The sequence below is a fragment of the uncultured Pseudacidovorax sp. genome, from assembly GCF_913773995.1.
GTDB lineage: Bacteria > Pseudomonadota > Gammaproteobacteria > Burkholderiales > Burkholderiaceae_C > Xenophilus.
The window spans coordinates 1-18,447 of record NZ_CAJYES010000123.1 but is presented as its reverse complement, the minus strand read 5'-3'; the positions used below and the strand labels follow the sequence as shown (position 1 = coordinate 18,447).

Genomic DNA, 18,447 nt, shown 5'->3' with positions numbered 1-18,447 from the left:
CGGCGCCGCGCTTGGGCGGCTCGCTGACCTTGAGGGTCTTCAGGCGCGGCTTGGCATCCACGCCCAGGTCCTCGGGCTTGACGGTGTCCAGCGGCTTCTTCTTGGCCTTCATGATGTTGGGCAGCGTCACATACCGCGGCTCATTCAGGCGCAGGTCGGTGGTGACCACGGCCGGCAGGCTCAGGCTGATGGTTTCCAGGCCGCCGTCGACTTCGCGCGTGACCTTGACCTTGTCGCCTTCGACCTCGACCTTGCTGGCAAACGTGGCTTGCGGCAGATCGGCCAGGGCGGCGAGCATCTGGCCGGTCTGGTTGGCATCGTCGTCGATGGCCTGCTTGCCCAGGATGATGAGGCCGGGCTGTTCCTTGTCGACCAGAGCCTTGAGCAGCTTGGCGACGGCCAGGGGCTGCAGTTCTTCGGTGGTCTCGACCAGGATGCCGCGGTCGGCGCCGATGGCCATGGCGGTGCGCAGCGTCTCCTGGCACTTGGCCTCGCCGCAGCTGACGGCGATGACTTCGGTGGCCACGCCCTTTTCCTTCAGACGCACCGCCTCTTCCACGGCGATTTCGTCGAAGGGGTTCATGCTCATCTTGACGTTGGCGATGTCCACCCCGCTGCCGTCGCTCTTGACGCGCACTTTCACGTTGTAGTCGACGACCCGCTTGACGGGGACCAGGATTTTCATTGGCTTGACTCCGTTGATTGCAAAAGGCGTGTTGCTGCGCAACTCAGCAAAACATTCTAGGGCGACCCCTCCGGCGGGCGTGCTTTGCCCGCCGGGACGACGCGGGCGGCCAGCGTCGGCGCCATAAAAAGAACGATCGTGCTTTTTTGAAGATTATAGTGACGGATTCCTCGTGCGCTGCAGCATTGGCGACACGAATCGAGGGACAAGGCCGGTGCCGGACACGCCGCTCCCCCCCAACGTCGTCGCACCCGCTGAGCGCCGAATGTCCCCGTTCATGCGCCTTGGGCGGCGCCACTTGCGTCCGCCCTTGGCAGACCCTCGCCATCCAAAGGCGTCTGCGGGCCCGCGCCTGGCGGCAGCGACGCCACCCGCACCACCCGCTGCGGAAACGGAATGTCGATGCCCGCCTTGCGCAGTCCGTCCAGCACCGCAATGTTGACTGCGGAGCGCACGTTGTCCTTGCCCTTGTCGGGATCGCTGATCCAGTAATTGAGCGTGAACTCCAGTCCGTCGGCGGCGAAGTTGGTGAGAAAGGCTACGGGCTTGGGATCGGCCAGCACCCGGTCCTGCGCGGCCGCGGCTTCGCACAGGATGGCCTGCACCTGTGCGGGATCGCTGTCGTAGCCCACGGCGATGACGGTGTTGAGGTTGGTCTTGAGGTCGGCCAGCGTGAGGTTCTCCACGCGGCCGGTGATGATCGACTCGTTGGGCACGATGGCCTGCCGACCGTTGCCGGCGCGGATCAGCGTGTAGCGGGTCTTGATGTCCGTGATGCGGCCTTCGAAGCTGTCGACCTTGACGCTGTCGCCGATGCGGATGGAGCGCTCCAGCAGGATCACGAAACCACTCACATAGTTGGCCGCGAGCTTCTGCAGGCCGAAGCCCAGGCCCACGCCCAGCGCGCCACCCAGCACCGAAAGCGCCGTCAGGTCCACGCCCACTGCGGACAGTGCAAACAGCAGCCCGACCAGCAGCAGCCCAGCACGCACCGCATTCGATGCCACCTTGCGCATCGACAGGTCGCTCACCGCCGGCGTCAGCAGCCGTTTCTCGATGGTGGACGAGATCCACAGCGTGATCATCAGCACCACGCCGCACGACAGCACGCCTTCGAACACCGTGCGCAGGCTGACCCGCGACTTGCCGAACCCCAGGTTGATCGCTTCCAGTTCGTCCAGCACCGGCGGAAGCAGCCCCACGATCCAGAGGATGGCAGCCGCCCAGGCCACCCACGAGATGGTGCGCTCCACCAGCCGCACCAGCGCAGAAGCCGGGAACACCCGCCGCAACACCCGCGCGAAGAGCCGGATGGCCAGCAGCGCCAGGAAGATCGACACCGCCACCCGCAGCAGCAGCGTGGGCTGCACCGTCAGCAGCAACCGTCGCGCCACGTCCGTGAAGGCCAGCGCCAGCAGCGGAAAGAGCAGTCCGTCGAAGCTCTTCTCGCCGAACCACAGCGAATCGCCCGGCTGGTCGCGACCGAACCAGCGCGTCACGCCCCAGGCCAGAAGCAGGCACAGCACCAGCGCGGCGATCTCGATCCACAGTGTGCGGGCATGGACCTCGGAGAGGCGCTGTACGAATCCATTCCAGTCGAGCATGCGCTGGCGGCTTTCCTCTCAAGGGAAAGATCACGGAAGTTGCGGAACGGGCGAGGGTAACAAGCGACACCGCCTGCACGGTCGAAGGGTGCCGCTCCGCCCCCGCGTCCGGGCGCGGCGCCATCGCAAAATCGTCGGCCCATGCCGCGCCGCCGCTCACGAGACCATCACCACGTGTACGTCGTGCGGCTGTCCGAACGCGTCTGGAACGAGCCCGCGTTTCGCCGCGCGAACCCCGATCACGACATCCTCAAGCCCTGCGTCTACGTCGGCATGACGGGCCTGGACCCTGACCTGCGCTTCGACCGCCACATGGCCGGCGTGCAGGCCAACCGCTTCGTGCTGAAGTACGGGGTGCGGCTCATGCCCGAGTTGTACGAGGCCTACAACCCCATGCCCTACCGCGCCGCCGTCGAGATGGAAGTGGAACTGGCCATCGGCCTGCGCGAAGCTGGCTATGGCGTGTGGCAGGCCTGAACTCGGCGGCCGGCCCCTCTACCCCGCGCGGCACACCGGGCCGAGCCGACGCCATGCGCACCCGTCAGAGGTCGGCCAGCACCCGCACATGCGCCTCGACGCTGCGCGCCAGCGCATCGAGGTTGTAGCCGCCTTCCAGCATAGAGACGATGCGGCCCTTGGCATGCCGGTCGGCCACCTCGCGGATGCGGCTAGTGATCCAGATGTAGTCGTTCTCGTTGAGGCCCAGTTGGCCCAGCTCGTCCTCGCGATGGGCGTCGAAGCCGGCGCTGACGATGAGCAGCTCGGGCCGGAAGGCCTCCAGCCGGGGCATCCACACGGCCTCGATCATCTCGCGCACGTCCATGCCGCGGGTGTAGGCCGGGATGGGCAGGTTGACCATGTTGTCGGCCGGATGGTCGGTGCCGCTGAACGGGTAGAAGGGGTGCTGGAAGATGCCCACCATCAGCACCCGCGGGTCGCCAGCCAGGATGTCCTCGGTGCCGTTGCCGTGGTGCACGTCGAAGTCCACCACCGCCACGCGCGAGATGCCGTGCTCGTCCAGCGCATGCCGGGCGGCGATGGCTACGTTGTTCAGAAAGCAGAAGCCCATGGCCTGCTCGCGGCAGGCATGGTGGCCCGGCGGTCGCACGGCGCAGAAGGCGTTCTGCAGCTGCCCGCCCATCACTGCGTCGGTGGCCGCGATGGCGGCACCGGCCGCGCGGCGTGCCGCCAGCAGCGTGCCGCGACAGAGGGAGGTGTCGGGGTCGACGGGGGCATGGTCCGGGCCGCCGGCGGGTGCGTCGGCCACCAGGCGCTGGGCCAGGGCTTCGAGCCGCTCCATGTGCTCCGCGCTGTGGGCCCGGGTGATCTGGGCCAGCGTGGCCAGGGGAATGTCGTCGTCGTGGCGCTCCAGCGCGTCGGCCACGCCGGTGACGAGCAGCCGGTCCTCGATCGCGTCCAGACGCTCAGGGCATTCCGGGTGGCCGCGCCCCATTTCGTGCTTCCAGAAATCGCGGTGCGTGTAGTAGCCGGTGTTGCCCATGTCTCGTCTTCTCTTGCATGGCCCCAGGCGGCGGCCGGCCAGGGAGCATGCGCTATCTTCTGCGGATGGATACCAAAATGGACGTGGCCGCCAAGCTCGCCGCCTTGCTGAACCAGCTTAACACGGTGATCGTCGGCAAGGCCGCGCAGGTGCGCGACGGCGTGGCCTGCCTGCTGGCCGGCGGGCACCTGCTGATCGAGGACGTGCCCGGCGTCGGCAAGACCACGCTGGCCCATGCGCTGGCCCACACCTTCGGGCTGCAGTTCTCGCGCGTTCAGTTCACCGCCGACCTGATGCCGGGCGACCTGTCGGGCGTGTCCATCTACGACCGCGGCCAGCAGGGCTTCGTCTTCCATCCTGGCCCGGTGTTCACCCAGGTGCTGCTGGCCGACGAGATCAACCGTGCCAGCCCCAAGACTCAGAGCGCGCTGCTCGAGGCCATGGAAGAAAAGCAGGTCACCATCGAAGGCCAGACCCGCCCCCTGCCCGAGCCCTTCTTCGTCATCGCGACGCAGAACCCGCTGGACCAGCTCGGCACCTTCGCGCTGCCCGAGTCGCAGCTGGACCGCTTCCTGATGCGCATCTCGCTCGGCTACCCGGACCGGGCGGCCGAGCTGGAACTGCTCTCGGGCGCCGACCGCCGCCAGATGCTGGGCACGCTGCCCGCGCTTTTGACCGCGGGCGAGTTGCGGGCGATCCAGCAGCGCGTGCTGCAGGTGCATGCCGCCCCGGCACTGCTGGCCTACCTGCAGGACCTGATCGAGGCCACGCGCTCCGGCCGATGGTTCTTGCAGGGTCTGTCGCCGCGCGCAGGCATCGGCGTGCTGCGGGCCGCGAAGGCGCAGGCGCTGCTGGCCGGGCGCGACTATGCGGCGCCCGACGACATCCAGGCCGTGCTGCCGCAGACCATCGCCCATCGCCTCAACCCGGTGGGCGATGCCGGCCGCGGCGCCGTCGAGCAGGTGCGCGCCATGATGGCCGCCGTGGCGCTACCCTGACACGCGCGCTCATGGCCCTTGCCCTGCGCCAGCGCATGGAGACCTGGCTGCTGGCGCGCCGGGCGCCCAGCGACCAGGTCACGCTCACACAGCGGCAGGTCTACATCCTGCCGACCCGCGCCGGGTTGCTGCTGGCCGCCACGCTGCTGGTGCTGCTGGTGGCCTCGATCAACTACCAGCTCAACCTGGGCTACCTGCTGACCTTCCTGATCGCCGGCTGCGCGGCGGCAGGCATGCATGTGGGCCACGGCACCCTGCGCGGATTGCGGATGCACCTGCTGCCGCCTGCTCCCGGCCATGCGGGCACGGCGGCCGTGCTGCGCGTGGTGCTGCACAACCCTGGCCGGCGCACCCGCTTCGGCATCGGCCTGGCCGTGCGCGGCAGCGGACACTGGTCGTGGACCGATGTGCCTGCGCAAGGGGAGACCCCAGTGGACATCGGCTTCCTGCCGCCACGCCGCGGCCTGCATGCCGTGCCCATGCTCACCGCCGAGACGCGCTTTCCGATGGGCGCCTTCCGTGTCTGGACCGTCTGGCGCCCGGCAGCGCAGTTGCTGGTCTGGCCCGCGGCCGAAGTCGGCGCTCCGCCGCTGCCCACCGGCCCCGCCGATGCGGACAACGCCAGCCCGGCCCGGCGCCAGGCCGGCGGCAGCGGCTTCGAAGGGGTGCGCGTCTACCAGCGCGGCGACCCGCTGCGCCAACTCGTGTGGAAGCGCGTGGCCCGCGCCCAGGCCGCCGGCACCGAAGAACTGGTCAGCCGCGACAGCCAGCAGTCCTCGCGCCATTCGCTCTGGCTGGACGCCGCCAGCACCGGTCTGCCCGATGCCGAGGCCCGCCTCTCCCGACTGACGGCCTGGGTGCTGCAGGCCGACCGGCTCGAGCTGGACTACGGTTTGCGCATCGGCGGGCGCAGTTTCGGCCCGTCGCGTGGCGAGGCGCACCGCCGCGCCTGCCTGGAAGCGTTGGCGCTTGCCCCGTGATGCCGCCATGACCGCCCTGTCCCCGCGCCTTCGCGCCCGCGCTGCCGGCGTGCCGCGCGACGCGCGCGACACCCTCTTCCTGCTGGCCGTCATCGCCGTGGTGCTGCTGCCGCAGCTGCCCACACTGCCGCTGTGGACCGGCGCCATGGCCGGCGTCGTTCTGTTGTGGCGAGGCCTGCTCGCCTGGCGATCGGCGCCGCTGCCGGGACGCCGGTCGCGCGTGGGCATGCTGGTGCTGGCGCTGGCCGCCACATGGCTCAGCCACGGCACGCTGATCGGCCGGGAGGCGGGCGTCACGCTGGTGGTGGTGCTGCTGGCGCTCAAGACGCTGGAGTTGCGCGCCCGGCGCGATGCCTTCGTCGTCTTCTTCCTGAGCTTCTTCGTGATGCTCACCAGCTTCTTCCAGTCGCAGTCGCTGCTGACGGCCGTGCTGATGCTGGTGGCGCTGATGGGGCTGCTCACCGCGCTGGTCAACGCCCACATGCCGGTGGGCCGGCCGCCACTGGCGCAGTCGGCGCGCATCGCAGCCTTCATGACCCTGGCCGGTGCGCCGGTGATGCTGGCGCTGTTCCTGTTCTTTCCGCGTCTCGCGCCGCTGTGGGGGACGCCGAACGAAGGCATGACGGGGCGCAGCGGCCTGTCTTCGACCATGCGCGTGGGCACCATCGCGCAACTGGCGCTGGACGACGGCATCGCCGCGCGCGTGCGCTTCGACGGCGACGCCCCGCCCCCACGCACGACGCTGTACTTTCGGGGACCGGTGCTGTCGCGCTTCGATGGCGTCGAGTGGACCCAGTCCCAGCTCTGGGAGCGTGGCCTGCCCCAGTTGCGCACCCGCGGTGAGCCGGTCGGCTACGAGATCACACTCGAACCCAGCAACCGGCCCTGGCTGCTCGCCCTCGACGCCCCGCGGGAGGCACCCGCCCTGCCCGACGGCCTGCGCGCCCTGCAGGGCGGCGACCTGCAATGGACCACCAACCGCCCCATCGGCGACCTGCTGCGCTACCGCGCGCAGAGCTACCTGGATTTCGAAAGCGGCCCGGTGCACCGCGCCGGCCTGCGTGCCTTCGACCTGCAACTGCCCCCCGGCAGCAACCCGCGCACCGCCGAGCTCGCCCGCCAGTTGCAGGCGCAGACCGGCGGCAGTACAGCCGCGCTGGTCGACGCCGCGCTGCAGCGCTTGCGCACCGGCGGCTACGTCTACACGCTGGAGCCCGGCCTCTACGGCGCCCAGACGGCCGACGAGTTCTGGTTCGACCGCAAGGCCGGCTTCTGCGAGCACATCGCCTCGTCCTTCGTGATTCTGATGCGGGCCGCTGGTGTGCCCGCGCGCATCGTCACCGGCTTCCAGGGCGGCGAAATCAACCCGGTGGATGGCTACTGGACGCTGCGCAACAGCGACGCCCATGCCTGGGCCGAGGTGTGGGAAGAGGGCAAGGGCTGGTGGCGCGTCGACCCGACGGCCGCCGTCTCGCCCGGCCGCGTCGGCCAATTCCAGCGCCTGGTGCCCCCGCCCGGCTTTTTCGCCGGGGCCATCGGCGCGATGAGCCCCACGCTGATGCAGCATGCCCGCGCGCTGTGGGAAGCCGTCAACAACGCCTGGAACCAGCGGGTGCTGAACTACACACAGACCCGCCAGCTGGACCTGCTCAAGGCCCTCGGCATGGACAGCCCCAGTCCGGCCGATCTGGCGCGGGTGCTTCTGATGGCGATGGTGGTGGCCAGTCTGGCCGGCGCTGCCTGGGCATGGCGCGAACGGCGTCGGACCGACCCCTGGCTTCGGCTGCTGGCGCGGGCGCGGGCACGCGCGGCCCGTGCCGGCGTGGCCGCGCCGACCGGCAGCCCGCCCCGGCGCCTGGCGGAGCTGCTGACCACGCGGCATGGCGAGGAAGCCACGCCCGCGCGCGAGTGGCTGCTGCGGCTGGAAGCCCAGCGCTACGCACGCTGTCAGACCGAAGGCCTGGCTGCGCTGCGCCGGGACTTCCGCCGGCTGCGCTGGCCAGTGTGAACCTGGCCTTCACCCTTCGGCACAATCGCGCCGATGCGCTCCACCCTGTTCCTGCCGCTCGCGCTGTGCGCATCGCTGGCCCTGCCTGCCCATGACGCCGACGCCGCCCCTAAGCGCGACGACGCCCGCCGATCCGCCAAGCCATCGACGAAGCAGGCCGTCAAGCGCAGCAGCGCCGTCGGCGAGGCCTACGCCGGCCGCGCCGACGCCATGGCCTTCGCCGACGAGATCGCTGCCCGCCAGAACCGGGACGCCGCGTGGGTCCGCGCCACCCTCGGCCATGCCCGCCTGCTGCCCCACGTGCCACGGCTGATGCTGCCCGCGCCCGCGGGCAGCGGCGCGAAGAACTGGGCCGCCTATCGCAGCCGCTTCGTCGAGCCGGTGCGCATCGGCGCCGGCGTTCGCTTCTGGCGCGACAACGCCGCCACCCTGGCACGGGCCGAGCGGGATTACGGGGTGCCGGCCGAGATCATCGTGGGCATCGTGGGCGTCGAGACCATCTACGGCCGACAGATGGGCAGCTTCCGCGTGCTGGATGCGCTGGCCACCCTGGCCTTCGACTTTCCGCAGGCCCATCCGCGCGCGGCCCAGCGCCAGGCCTTCTTCCGCGAGGAACTCGAAAACTTCCTCACGCAGCAGGGCCGCACGCATGCCGATCCCACCGCGCCGGTCGGCAGCTACGCCGGCGCCATGGGCATGCCGCAGTTCATGCCCAGCAGCATCGTCAAGTACGCCGTCGATTACGACGGCGACGGCCGCATCGACCTGGTGAACGATCCGCAGGACGTGATCGGCTCGGTGGCCAACTACTTCAAGGCCTTCGGCTGGCAACCCGGGCTGCCGGCGACCTACGGCGTGCGCGTCGATCCCTCGCATGCCCAGTTGCCGGTACTGCTGGCGCCCGACATCGTGCCCAGCTTCAGCGCCGATGCCTTCGTCGCCGGCGGCGCGCAGCTGGATGCGGACGGGCTGCGCCACCGGGGGCTGCTGGCCCTCGTCGAACTCCAGAACGGTCCTGGCGCACCGGCCAGCTATGTGGCAGGGACGCAGAACTTCTACGTCATCACGCGCTACAACTGGAGCAGCTACTACGCCATGGCGGTGCTGGAACTGGGCGCCGCCGTCCGCGCCGCGATGACGCAGTGAGCATCGGATCGACTCGCATGGACCGCGCCACCTTCCTCGCCCGCCACACCGCCAGTTGGCGCCAGGCCTGGACCGACGTGGGCGCGCAGGCGCCGGCGGGGCTGCTGGAGCGGCTGTGCGAGGCGTATGACGAGCCGCAGCGCCACTACCACAGCCTCCAGCACCTGGACGAATGCCTCGTCCTACTGGGCGCCCATCGCGCCCTGAGCGAACGGCCCGCCGAGGTCGCGCTGGGCCTGTGGTTCCACGACGCGGTGTACGACGTGCGGGCGAACGACAACGAAGCCCGTAGCGCCGATTGGGCGCGGGACGCTCTGGTCGCTTCCGGCGCGCCTACCGAAGCGGCTGCGCGCGTGCATGCCCTGGTGATGGCAACCCGTCACGCCCAGCCCGGCGCGCAGACGCCCGAGGACCCGGACACCCGGCTGCTGCTCGACGTGGACCTGGCCATCCTCGGGGCGCCGCCCGACCGCTATGCCGAGTACGAGCGGCAGATCCGCGCCGAATACGCCCACGTTCCGCCCGAGGTGTTCGAGCCGCGGCGCCGGCAACTGATGGCGGGCTTCCTCGCCCGCGCGCCGCTCTACCTCACGGCGGGCATCCATGCCGCACGGGAGACGCAGGCTCGGCGCAACCTGGCTGCCGCCGTGACCGGCATAGAGCGCGCGCCGACGCGGCGGCCTTGACGGCAGGTCAGTTCGGCCTGTTGTCCCACTCGAACTTTGGTGTTCGTCGTCCGTCCGCCGTCGGTCACCCCCACCAATGTCCTACAACGGCGCGACACTTGCCGCCTCCGCCCCTCCCACCCGTTCCATTCATGAGCGCTGACGCCCTTTCCTTCCCGACGCCCGGCGCGGGGCCCCAGCGCATCACCGGCGCTTCGGCCGCCACACTCTGTCCGCCGGAAATCGAGATCGACCTCGCCGTCCGCGAACCGGCCCGCGTGGCGCTGACGACCGCACTGGGGCTGCTCGATCGCGACGTGGACGAAGCCGTCGGCCACGCGGTGTCGCTGGTGCGAAGGCTCACGCATTCACCGGTTTCCTTCTTTGGCGCCGTCGGGCCCGAAGTGGACCACTACAAGGCGATCGAAGGCGCTGGGGCTCCGCTGGCCGACACCCGCACCATGGAGGGACGCACCTTCTGCCACTACACCCATGCGCTGGGCCGCACGCTGGTCATCGACGACACGCGTGCCCAGTCGCCTTGGTGCGACGTACCGACGGTGCGCACGCTGGGCGTGGCGGCCTATCTGGGCGTGCCAGTGAGGCATCAGGGGCAGGTGGTCGGCAGCCTGTGCGTCATCGACCAGGTGCCGCGCCGCTGGGGCGAACAGGAAATCGATCTGCTCGAAGCCATGGCCCAGTCCATCGAGCGCGAGCTGGCCCTGCGCGCCGCGCTGCAGGTGGCCCGGGAGGACATGCAGCGCCAGGCCGAACTGGTGCTCGAACGCGAGACCCTGGTCGCCAATGTGCTGCACGACCTGGCCACGCCCATGCTATCGCTCCAGCTGAGCCTGGCCATGCTGCGAAAGCGCCATCCCGGCGAGGCCGACGCACTGGCCGGACTGGGGCACGCCACCGACATGCTGCGCGAACTGGTGGGCGCCCTCAACGGGCGCCGGCTGGCGCGCGCCAGCGGCACCGACGCGGCCCCGCTTCCCGCCGAGCCCGCGCCGCCCGCCAAGGCCGGCCTGATCGGGCGCGAATCGCAAGACCCGGCGCCTGCCGCCGAAGAGCCGGCCACTGGTCCGCTGGCGCTCGACGCCGTTCTGGTGGACGTCGCCCGCATGGTCCAGCCCATTGCGGCCCGCGACGGGCTGCGCTTGCAGACCCAGCTGCACAGCGGCGGCCACGTGGCCGTCGGCCGTGGCGAGCTGCTGCGTGTGGCGGGCAATCTGCTCAACAACGCCATGAAGTTCAGCCGGCCGGGTGGCACGGTGACGTTGGCCAGCGGGCGCGACGCGCAGCCCGGCTGGGTCTGGATGGCGGTGCGCGACGAGGGCGTGGGCATGACGCCGGAAGAGGTCGCCCGCTGCACCGACCGCGGCTACAGCAACGGCAAGGGCCGCGCGCACAGCACGGGCCTGGGCCTGGCCATCGCCCGGCAGTTCGCCGTCGAAGGGGGTGGCGAGTTGCAGGTGCACAGCGAGGTCGACCGCGGCACCGAGGTGCTGATCCGCTGGCCCGACCGCCGTCCCGTCTCCCAGTCCGGCGCCTCCTGGGGCACGCCGGCGCAGTCCTCCACCGTCGGCTGAGCGCTGGCCCGCGAGCGCGGGTTCAGCGGGCCGCGCGCAGGCTGGGTGGGACAGCGAACCGGCGCATCCACGCGTCCACCGCCTCGCGCTGCGACGGATCCAGATGCAGGCCGAGCTTGGAACGGCGCCAAAGCACATCGTCGCCCGTGCGGGCCCATTCCTCTTCGGCCAGGTAGCGCAGCTCGCACTCGAAGACGCCCGGCGCCACGGCTTCCCCCAGGTCCGCCATGGCCGCTGCATCGCCGAGCACGTCGGCGATGCGGGTGCCGTAGGCACGCGACCAGCGCCGGGCCAGCGCCGCATCCAGCCAGGGATGGCGCCGCTGGACTTCCTGCACGAAGCGCTCGAACAGCGCGTCGGGCGGCAGCCGGCGACTCTCCGCTGGCAGCCAACTCGCCAGGTCGCCGCCGGCCAGCGGGGCGGCCTCGGTCCAGGCGGGACGCCGGTCGTTCAGCATCTCGCCGACGGCATCGGCCGCATCCTCGGCGAGCTTGCGGAAGGTGGTGATCTTGCCGCCCCAGACGGACAGCAGCGGCGCGGCTTCGGTATGGCGCTCCAGCAGGTAGTCGCGCGTGACGGCGGACGGATCGCCCGAGGCATCGTCCAGCAGCGGTCGAACGCCGGAATAGGTCCACACCACGTCGGCCGGCGTCACGGCACGCTCGAAGTAGCGGCTGGCCTGTTCGCACAGGTAGTCGATCTCGCCCGGGGTGATGCGGCCGGCCCGCGGGTCGTGGCCTTCCAGCTCCAGGTCGGTGGTGCCGATCAGCGTGAAGTCCTGCTGGTAGGGAATCGCAAAGATGATTCGCTGGTCGGGGTTCTGGAAGATGTAGGCATGGTCGTGCTCGAACATCCGCGGAACGACGATGTGGCTGCCCTGCACCAGGCGCAGGCTGCGCTTGGCCAGCGACTCGCCGCCTGCGGGCGTGGCCGCGCCGCGCAGGAAGGCCTCGGCCCAGGGGCCGGCGGCGTTGACGAGCGCCTTGGCCTGCACGGCGCGGGCGGCATGGTCGGCCGTCTCCAGCGTGCAGGTCCAGCCCTCGGCGCTGCGGCGGGCGGCCACGCAGCGCGTGCCGGTGAGGATCTGCGCGCCGCGCGCCCGCGCGTCGAGCGCATTGAGCACCACCAGCCGGGCGTCGTCCACCCAACCGTCGGAATAGACGAAGCCGCGCTTGTAGCGCGACTTGAGCGGCGCACCGGCCGGGTGGCGGCGCAGGTCGACGCTGCGCGAACCCGGCAGCACTTCCCGCTTGGCCAGATGGTCGTAGAGGAAGAGGCCGGCACGGATCATCCAGGCCGGCCGCATGGCCGGGTCGTGCGGCATCACGAAGCGCAGCGGCCACATGATGTGCGGCGCGCTCTTGAGCAGCACCTCGCGCTCGGCCAGCGCCTTGCGCACCAGCGAGAACTCGTAGTACTCCAGGTAGCGCAGGCCGCCATGGATCAGCTTGGTGGAGGCCGAGGACGTGTGCGCGGCCAGGTCGTCCTGCTCGCACAGCACCACCTTGAAGCCGCGGCCGGCCAGGTCGCGAGCAATGCCGCAGCCGTTGATGCCGCCGCCCACGACCAGCACGTCGCACTGGATGGGGTCGAGCTCGAAGCTGGCGGCGCGAATGCTTTCGGATTCGTTCATTTCGATTCCTTTCTGCGCGATTTTGCCCGATATCTTTGCCCTTATCATTTCGTTTGTTTTCGAATCGACGCGCGTGAATCATTCCAATCCTCGCCAAGTCCAGCTGCTGGACACCGTCCGCACCCGCGGCAGCGCCACCGTCGAGCAGTTGGCGGAAGAGCTCGGCGTGACGCTGCAGACGGTGCGGCGCGACGTGCAGCGGCTGGCGGACGCCGGCCTGCTGGCGCGCTTCCACGGCGGCGTGCGGGTGCCGGTCTCCACCATCGAGAACATCGCCCATCCGCAGCGGCAGATGCTGAATGCGGAGGCCAAGGCGCGCATTGCGCGGGCGGTGGCGGCGCAGTTGCCCAACGACTGCTCGCTGATCCTCAACGTGGGCACCACGGCCGAGGCCATCGCGCGCGCATTGCTGCAGCACCGCGGGCTGCGCGTCATCACCAACAACCTGCATGTGGCCCATATCCTGGCCGGCAACGAGGCCTGCGAGGTCATCGTGGCCGGCGGCACGGTGCGCGCCCGCGACCGCGCCGTCGTGGGCGAGGCGACGATGGATTTCATCCGCCAGTTCAAGGTGGACATCGCCCTTGTCGGCTGCTCGGGCATCGAGCAGGATGGCACGGTGCGCGACTACGACCTGCGCGAGGTGAAGGTGGCCCAGGCCATCATCGGCCAGGGCCGGGAAGTCTGGCTGGCCGCCGATGCCAGCAAGTTCAACCGGCCGGCGATGGTGCAGGTGGCGCCGCTTGCGGCCATCGACCGGCTGTTCACCGACGCCGAGCCGCCGGCCCCCTTCCCGGCGCTGCTGGCCCAGGCGCAGGTGCGCTGCGAGATCGCCTGAACGGCGGGCCAGCGCCACCCCCTACCCACGGAGACAACACCCATGGCATCCCCCACCGACTACCTGCTCGCCCTGGACCAGGGCACCTCCAGCTCCCGCAGCATCGTGTTCGACCGCGAGGGCCGCATCGTGGCCATGGCCCAGCGCGAGCTGCCGCAGATCTACCCGCAGCCCGGCTGGGTGGAGCACGACCCGATGGAGATCTGGCGCGGCCAGTTGGCCACCGCCCGCGACGCGCTCGCCAGGGCCGGCCTGAAGGCCAGCGACGTGCGCGCGATCGGCATCACCAACCAGCGCGAGACGACCGTGCTGTGGAACCGCCGCACCGGCCAGCCCGTGCACCACGCCATCGTCTGGCAGGACCGCCGCGCCGAGCCGCTGTGCGCAGAACTGCGCGCCCAGGGCATGCAAGCCGAGATCCAGCGCAAGACCGGCCTGGTGATCGACGCCTACTTCTCCGCCACCAAGCTGCGCTGGCTGCTGGACGAAGTGCCCGGCCTGCGCGCCCAGGCCGAAGCGGGCGAGCTGGCCTTCGGCACCGTGGACAGCTGGCTCATCTGGCAACTCACCGGCGGCCGGGTGCATGCGACGGACGTGACCAATGCCTCGCGCACGCTGCTGTTCGACGTGCACCGCAACGCCTGGGACGACGAGCTGCTGGCCGCGCTGGACATCCCCGCCGCGCTGCTGCCGCAGGTGCAGCCCTCCAGCAGCCTGTTCGGCGAGACGGACGCAGCGCTGCTCGGCGCCGCCCTGCCCATCGGCGGCGTGGCCGGCGACCAGCAGGCCGCCCTCTTCGGCCAGGCCTGCTTCGACGCCGGCATGGCCAAGAACACCTATGGCACCGGTTGCTTCCTGCTGATGCACACGGGCGAGCGCTTCCAGCCTTCGAGCAATGGCCTGGTGGTGACCAGCGCGGCGCAATTGACAACGGCCCAGTACGCGATGGAAGGCAGTGTCTTTGTCGGCGGTGCCGTGGTGCAGTGGCTGCGCGACGGCCTGCAGGCCATCAAGGGTAGCGCCGAGGTGCAGGCCCTGGCCGAGAGCGTGCCCGATGCCGGTGGTGTGATGATGGTCCCCGCCTTCACCGGCTTGGGCGCGCCCTATTGGAACGCCGACGCCCGCGGCACCATCACCGGCCTCACGCGTGGCACGACCGTGGCCCATATCGCCCGCGCCGCGCTGGAGAGCATTGCCTACCAGAGCGCCGCCCTGCTCGCGGCCATGAGCCGCGACGTCGAAGCCGCAGGTGGCACGCCCGTCGCCGAGCTGCGCGTGGACGGCGGCGCGTGCGTCAACGACCTGCTGATGCAGTTCCAGGCCGACCTGCTGGGCATTCCGGTGGTCCGCCCTGCGGTGGTCGAAACCACGGCCCTGGGCGCCGCCTTCCTGGCCGGCCTGTCGAGCGGTGTCTACGCCGGCACGGAAGAGCTGTCAGCTCTGTGGAAAGCAGAGCGCCGTTTCCTGCCCACACTCAGCCGCACGCAGGCCGAAGCGGCGATGCAACGTTGGGAGCACGCCGTGCGGCAGGCGACGGCGGGTTGAGCGAACGCCTAAAGGCATCGTGCCTGGGACCGACGCAAATCAGATGACCCAAGACCGTTCGGGCTGAGCCTGTCGAAGCCCGGACGCAAGCCCTTCGCCGGGCTCAGGGCGAACGTGTCAACCGCCTGCCATCGGCGTCGGAGCGACTTTCAATTCGTCGGCACCAAAAAATCCTGGCTGACCCGCATCCCCAGCTCATTGATGCGATCCAGGAACTGCGTCAGGTACGCATGCAGCCCGGTGGCCAGGATCTCGTCCACCCGGCCGTACTGCAGTTCGGCCAGCAGCTTGCCGGCGCGGCGCAGCGTCTCGGCGCTCTGGTCGTTGGCCACCTTGCTCAGGTTGTTGACCACCTCGACCAGGCTGGCGTGCAGCGAGCGCGGCATGTCGGCACGCAGGATCAGCAGCTCGGCCACGCGCTCCGGCTTGATCACGTTGCGGTAGACCTTGCGGTAGACCTCGAACGCCGAGACGCTGCGCAGGATCGCGCTCCAGTGGTAGAAGTCGTATTCCTGGTGCTCCTCGGTGCCGCCACCGAAGAACTCGCTGTTCATGGCGTGGAACTTCACGTCCACCAGCCGGGCCGTGTTGTCGGCCCGCTCCAGGAAGGTGCCCAGGCGCAGGAAGTGGTACGCCTCGTCCTGCAGCATGGTGCCTTGCGTGACGCCGCGCGACAGGTGCGAGCGGAACTTCACCCATTCGAAGAACTGGCCGGGATCGCGCTCGAACTCGCCCTGGCGCAGCATGCGGACCACGTCCAGCCAGGTGGTGTTCTGCGTCTCCCACGATTCGGTGGTGAGGGCGCCGCGCACCGCGCGGGCGTTCTCGCGCGCGGCCTTGAGGCAGGACACGATGGAGGACGGATTGCTCTCGTCCTTGACCATGAATTCCATGACGCCCTCGGGCGTGATGGCGTCGTGCTTCTGGAAATAGGCGGGCCGCAGTTCGCTGATGGACAGCACGCCCTGCCAGCCCAACTGGGCCACTTCGGCCGACTGGGGCAGCAGGGAGGTCTGGTAGTTGACGTCGAGCATGCGCGCCGTGTTCTCGGCCCGCTCGGTGTAGCGCGACATCCAGTAGAGGTGGTCGGCGGTACGGGACAGCATGGGTCTTGTCTTTCTCGAAATCGAAGGGTGCTGCCTCAGGCCGCGGAAGGGGAAGGGGTCATCGACTGGCTCTGGGACTGCGACTGCCCCTGGCCGCCCTGGGTCTGCGACTGGCTCTGGCCGTTCTTGCCCGAGAAGCGGCGATCGGGTTCCAGCACCCAGGTGTCCTTGGTGCCGCCGCCCTGCGAGGAGTTGACGACCAGCGAGCCTTCCTTGAGCGCCACGCGCGTGAGGCCGCCCGGGACCATCTGCACCTCCTTGGCCGACAGCACGAAGGGCCGCAGGTCGATGTGGCGCGGTGCGATGCCGGCATCGACGAAGGTCGGCGACGAAGACAGACTCAGCGTCGGCTGCGCGATGTAGCCATCCGGCTTGGCCCGCACCACCTCGCGGAACTCGTCGATCTCGGCCTTGGTCGACGCCGGGCCGATCAGCATGCCGTAACCGCCGGCACCGTGCACTTCCTTGACCACCAGGTCTTCCATGTGCGCGAGCACGTAGTCCAGGTCGTCTTTGTTGCGGCACATCCAGGTGGGCACGTTCTTCAGGATCGGCTGCTCGCCGAGGTAGAACTCCACCATCTTGGGCACATAGGGATAGATGGACTTGTCGTCGGCGATGCCCGTGCCCACGGCGTTGCAGATGACCACGTTGCCCGCCTTGTAGGCGCGCATCAGGCCGGCGCAGCCCAGCGTCGAATTGGGGCGGAACACCTCGGGGTCCAGGAAGTCGTCGTCCACGCGGCGGTAGATCACGTCGACCCGGCGCGGGCCGCGCGTGGTGCGCATGTAGACGAAGTCGTCCTTGACGAACAGATCCTGGCCCTCGACCAGTTCCACGCCCATCTGCTGGGCGAGGAAGGCATGCTCGAAGTAGGCGCTGTTGTACATGCCGGGCGTGAGCACCACCACCGTGGGCTCGGCCGTGGCCGGCGGCGCGCTGGCGCGCAGCGTTTCGAGCAGCAGGTCAGGATAGTGGGCCACGGGCGCCACACGGTTCTGCGCAAACAGCTCCGGAAAGAGCCGCATCATCATCTTGCGGTTCTCGAGCATGTAGCTCACGCCGCTGGGCACGCGCAGGTTGTCTTCCAGCACGTAGTACTCGCCCTTGCCGGCGCTGTCGGGCGCGCGGACGATGTCGATGCCGGAGATGTTGGAATAGATGTTGTTGGGCACGTTCACGCCCATCATCTCGGGGCGGAACTGGGCGTTGCCCTGGATCTGCTCGGCCGGCACGATGCCGGCCTTGACGATCTCCTGGTCGTGGTAGATGTCGTGGATGAAGCGGTTGAGTGCCGTCACGCGCTGCACCAGCCCCTTTTCCATCGACGCCCACTCGTCGGCCGGAATGATCCGCGGCAGCAGGTCGAAGGGGATGAGCCGCTCGGTGCCCGAGCCGTCCTCGTCCTTGGCGCCGTACACGGCAAAAGTGATGCCGACCCGGCGGAAGATCATCTCCGCCTCCTCACGGCGCGAACGCATCACCTCGGTGGGCTGCTTCGCCAGCCATTGGTCGTATCGCTGGTAGTGCTGTCGGATCGCGGCCCCTTCATAGGGGAGCCGCTCATACATTTCATCGAACTTGTGCATGGAACGACCAATCTCCTTGAGCCATAGCTTAGCAAGTTCAAGGCCATCTCCCGGCCCCACCGTGCGCAAAAGTTTTCATTCTTGACCTTCGGGCGGCGGCGGTCGGTGGTGCCAGTAGCGGGCCGCGTGCACCCGCTCGCAGCGGACGGCATCCGGCTCGGTGCTGCGCCAATGGGCCGCCCCGCAACGCGCGGATTCGAAGAAGGGGACGCCCTCGGACAGGTAGCGGGCCCGCACCTCGGGCGCCGGGTGGCCGAAGGGATTGCGCCAGCCGTTCTGGGCGACGGCCACGCGTGGCCGAACGGCACGCAGCCAGGGCAGGCTGGACGAGCTGCGGCTGCCGTGGTGGGCCACGATCAGCAGGTCGGTGCGAAGGCTGTCGCCCTTTTGCTGCACGAGCTGCAGCTCCTGCGCCTGCTCGAGGTCGCCGGTCAGCAGGGCGCTGGCACGGCCGTTGTCGATGCGCAGCACGCAGGAATCGGCATTGCGCTGGGCCAGCGGCTGGGCGGCCTCGGGCGCGGGATGCAGCACCTCGAATTCGACGCCCTCCCAGCGCC

General features: G+C 69.7%; 15 protein-coding genes and 1 pseudogene. 9 read left to right on the top strand and 7 right to left on the bottom strand.

Annotated features, from left to right (window positions below; translation table 11 throughout):
• Both QZ772_RS11520 and QZ772_RS11515 read right to left on the bottom strand, forming a co-directional pair.
• A partial coding sequence (locus QZ772_RS11520; protein ID WP_295526122.1) for an electron transfer flavoprotein subunit beta/FixA family protein occupies positions 1 to 685 on the bottom strand: 685 nt, incomplete at its 3' end.
• Positions 686 to 960: 275 nt separating this feature from the next.
• Complete coding sequence (locus QZ772_RS11515) at positions 961 to 2,289, bottom strand: mechanosensitive ion channel domain-containing protein (RefSeq protein ID WP_295526119.1); 1,329 nt, start codon at positions 2,287 to 2,289, stop codon at positions 961 to 963.
• Positions 2,290 to 2,430: 141 nt separating this feature from the next.
• On the opposite strand from QZ772_RS11515, the gene QZ772_RS11510 reads away from it, so the two are divergent.
• Positions 2,431 to 2,766 carry a hypothetical protein gene (locus QZ772_RS11510; RefSeq protein ID WP_295526117.1) on the top strand — a complete coding sequence of 112 codons (336 nt, stop codon included), beginning with the start codon at positions 2,431 to 2,433 and terminating at the stop codon, positions 2,764 to 2,766.
• Positions 2,767 to 2,830: 64 nt separating this feature from the next.
• Here the strand turns inward: QZ772_RS11510 and QZ772_RS11505 are convergent, their stop codons facing one another.
• Positions 2,831 to 3,790, bottom strand: a complete 960-nt coding sequence (locus QZ772_RS11505; RefSeq protein WP_295526114.1) for a histone deacetylase family protein — start codon at positions 3,788 to 3,790, stop codon at positions 2,831 to 2,833.
• Between the two features lie 77 nt (positions 3,791 to 3,867).
• On the opposite strand from QZ772_RS11505, the gene QZ772_RS11500 reads away from it, so the two are divergent.
• The 6 genes from QZ772_RS11500 (at position 3,868) to QZ772_RS11475 (ending at position 11,179) form a co-directional block, all read left to right on the top strand.
• A complete protein-coding gene (locus tag QZ772_RS11500; RefSeq protein ID WP_294370380.1) occupies positions 3,868 to 4,788 on the top strand; it encodes an AAA family ATPase in 921 nt (306 codons plus the stop codon).
• An 11-nt stretch (positions 4,789 to 4,799) separates the two neighbouring features.
• Positions 4,800 to 5,768: a DUF58 domain-containing protein gene (locus QZ772_RS11495; protein ID WP_295526112.1), complete on the top strand. Its 969-nt coding sequence runs from the start codon at positions 4,800 to 4,802 to the stop codon at positions 5,766 to 5,768.
• A gap of 7 nt (positions 5,769 to 5,775) precedes the next feature.
• Positions 5,776 to 7,776 (top strand): DUF3488 and transglutaminase-like domain-containing protein, encoded by a 2,001-nt coding sequence (locus QZ772_RS11490; protein WP_295526111.1) that lies wholly within the window; start codon positions 5,776 to 5,778, stop codon positions 7,774 to 7,776.
• Between the two features lie 210 nt (positions 7,777 to 7,986).
• Entirely contained in the window at positions 7,987 to 8,922 is a 936-nt protein-coding gene (gene mltB, locus QZ772_RS11485; RefSeq protein WP_295526125.1) for a lytic murein transglycosylase B, read from the top strand.
• A gap of 17 nt (positions 8,923 to 8,939) precedes the next feature.
• Positions 8,940 to 9,608 (top strand): N-methyl-D-aspartate receptor NMDAR2C subunit, encoded by a 669-nt coding sequence (locus QZ772_RS11480; protein ID WP_295526109.1) that lies wholly within the window; start codon positions 8,940 to 8,942, stop codon positions 9,606 to 9,608.
• 131 nt (positions 9,609 to 9,739) lie between these two features.
• The gene (locus QZ772_RS11475) at positions 9,740 to 11,179 is read left to right on the top strand and encodes a GAF domain-containing sensor histidine kinase (RefSeq protein ID WP_295526107.1); all 1,440 of its coding nucleotides are present in this window, start codon (positions 9,740 to 9,742) and stop codon (positions 11,177 to 11,179) included.
• A 22-nt stretch (positions 11,180 to 11,201) separates the two neighbouring features.
• On the opposite strand, the gene glpD is transcribed toward QZ772_RS11475, so the two are convergent.
• Positions 11,202 to 12,812 (bottom strand): glycerol-3-phosphate dehydrogenase, encoded by a 1,611-nt coding sequence (glpD, locus tag QZ772_RS11470; RefSeq protein ID WP_295526103.1) that lies wholly within the window; start codon positions 12,810 to 12,812, stop codon positions 11,202 to 11,204.
• A 73-nt stretch (positions 12,813 to 12,885) separates the two neighbouring features.
• On the opposite strand from glpD, the gene QZ772_RS11465 reads away from it, so the two are divergent.
• Both QZ772_RS11465 and glpK read left to right on the top strand, forming a co-directional pair.
• A complete protein-coding gene (locus QZ772_RS11465) occupies positions 12,886 to 13,650 on the top strand; it encodes a DeoR/GlpR family DNA-binding transcription regulator (RefSeq protein ID WP_295526100.1) in 765 nt (254 codons plus the stop codon).
• A 42-nt stretch (positions 13,651 to 13,692) separates the two neighbouring features.
• Complete coding sequence (glpK, locus tag QZ772_RS11460) at positions 13,693 to 15,195, top strand: glycerol kinase GlpK (RefSeq protein ID WP_295526098.1); 1,503 nt, start codon at positions 13,693 to 13,695, stop codon at positions 15,193 to 15,195.
• A 149-nt stretch (positions 15,196 to 15,344) separates the two neighbouring features.
• Here glpK and QZ772_RS11455 read toward each other — a convergent pair whose 3' ends face one another.
• From QZ772_RS11455 to QZ772_RS11445, 3 genes and pseudogenes are all read right to left on the bottom strand, one after another.
• Entirely contained in the window at positions 15,345 to 16,301 is a 957-nt protein-coding gene (locus QZ772_RS11455) for an alpha-E domain-containing protein (protein ID WP_017761237.1), read from the bottom strand.
• A gap of 35 nt (positions 16,302 to 16,336) precedes the next feature.
• Positions 16,337 to 17,890 carry a circularly permuted type 2 ATP-grasp protein gene (locus QZ772_RS11450; RefSeq protein ID WP_295526095.1) on the bottom strand — a complete coding sequence of 518 codons (1,554 nt, stop codon included), beginning with the start codon at positions 17,888 to 17,890 and terminating at the stop codon, positions 16,337 to 16,339.
• A gap of 75 nt (positions 17,891 to 17,965) precedes the next feature.
• Positions 17,966 to 18,447, bottom strand: a pseudogene (locus QZ772_RS11445) (competence protein ComEC); the annotation flags it as partial.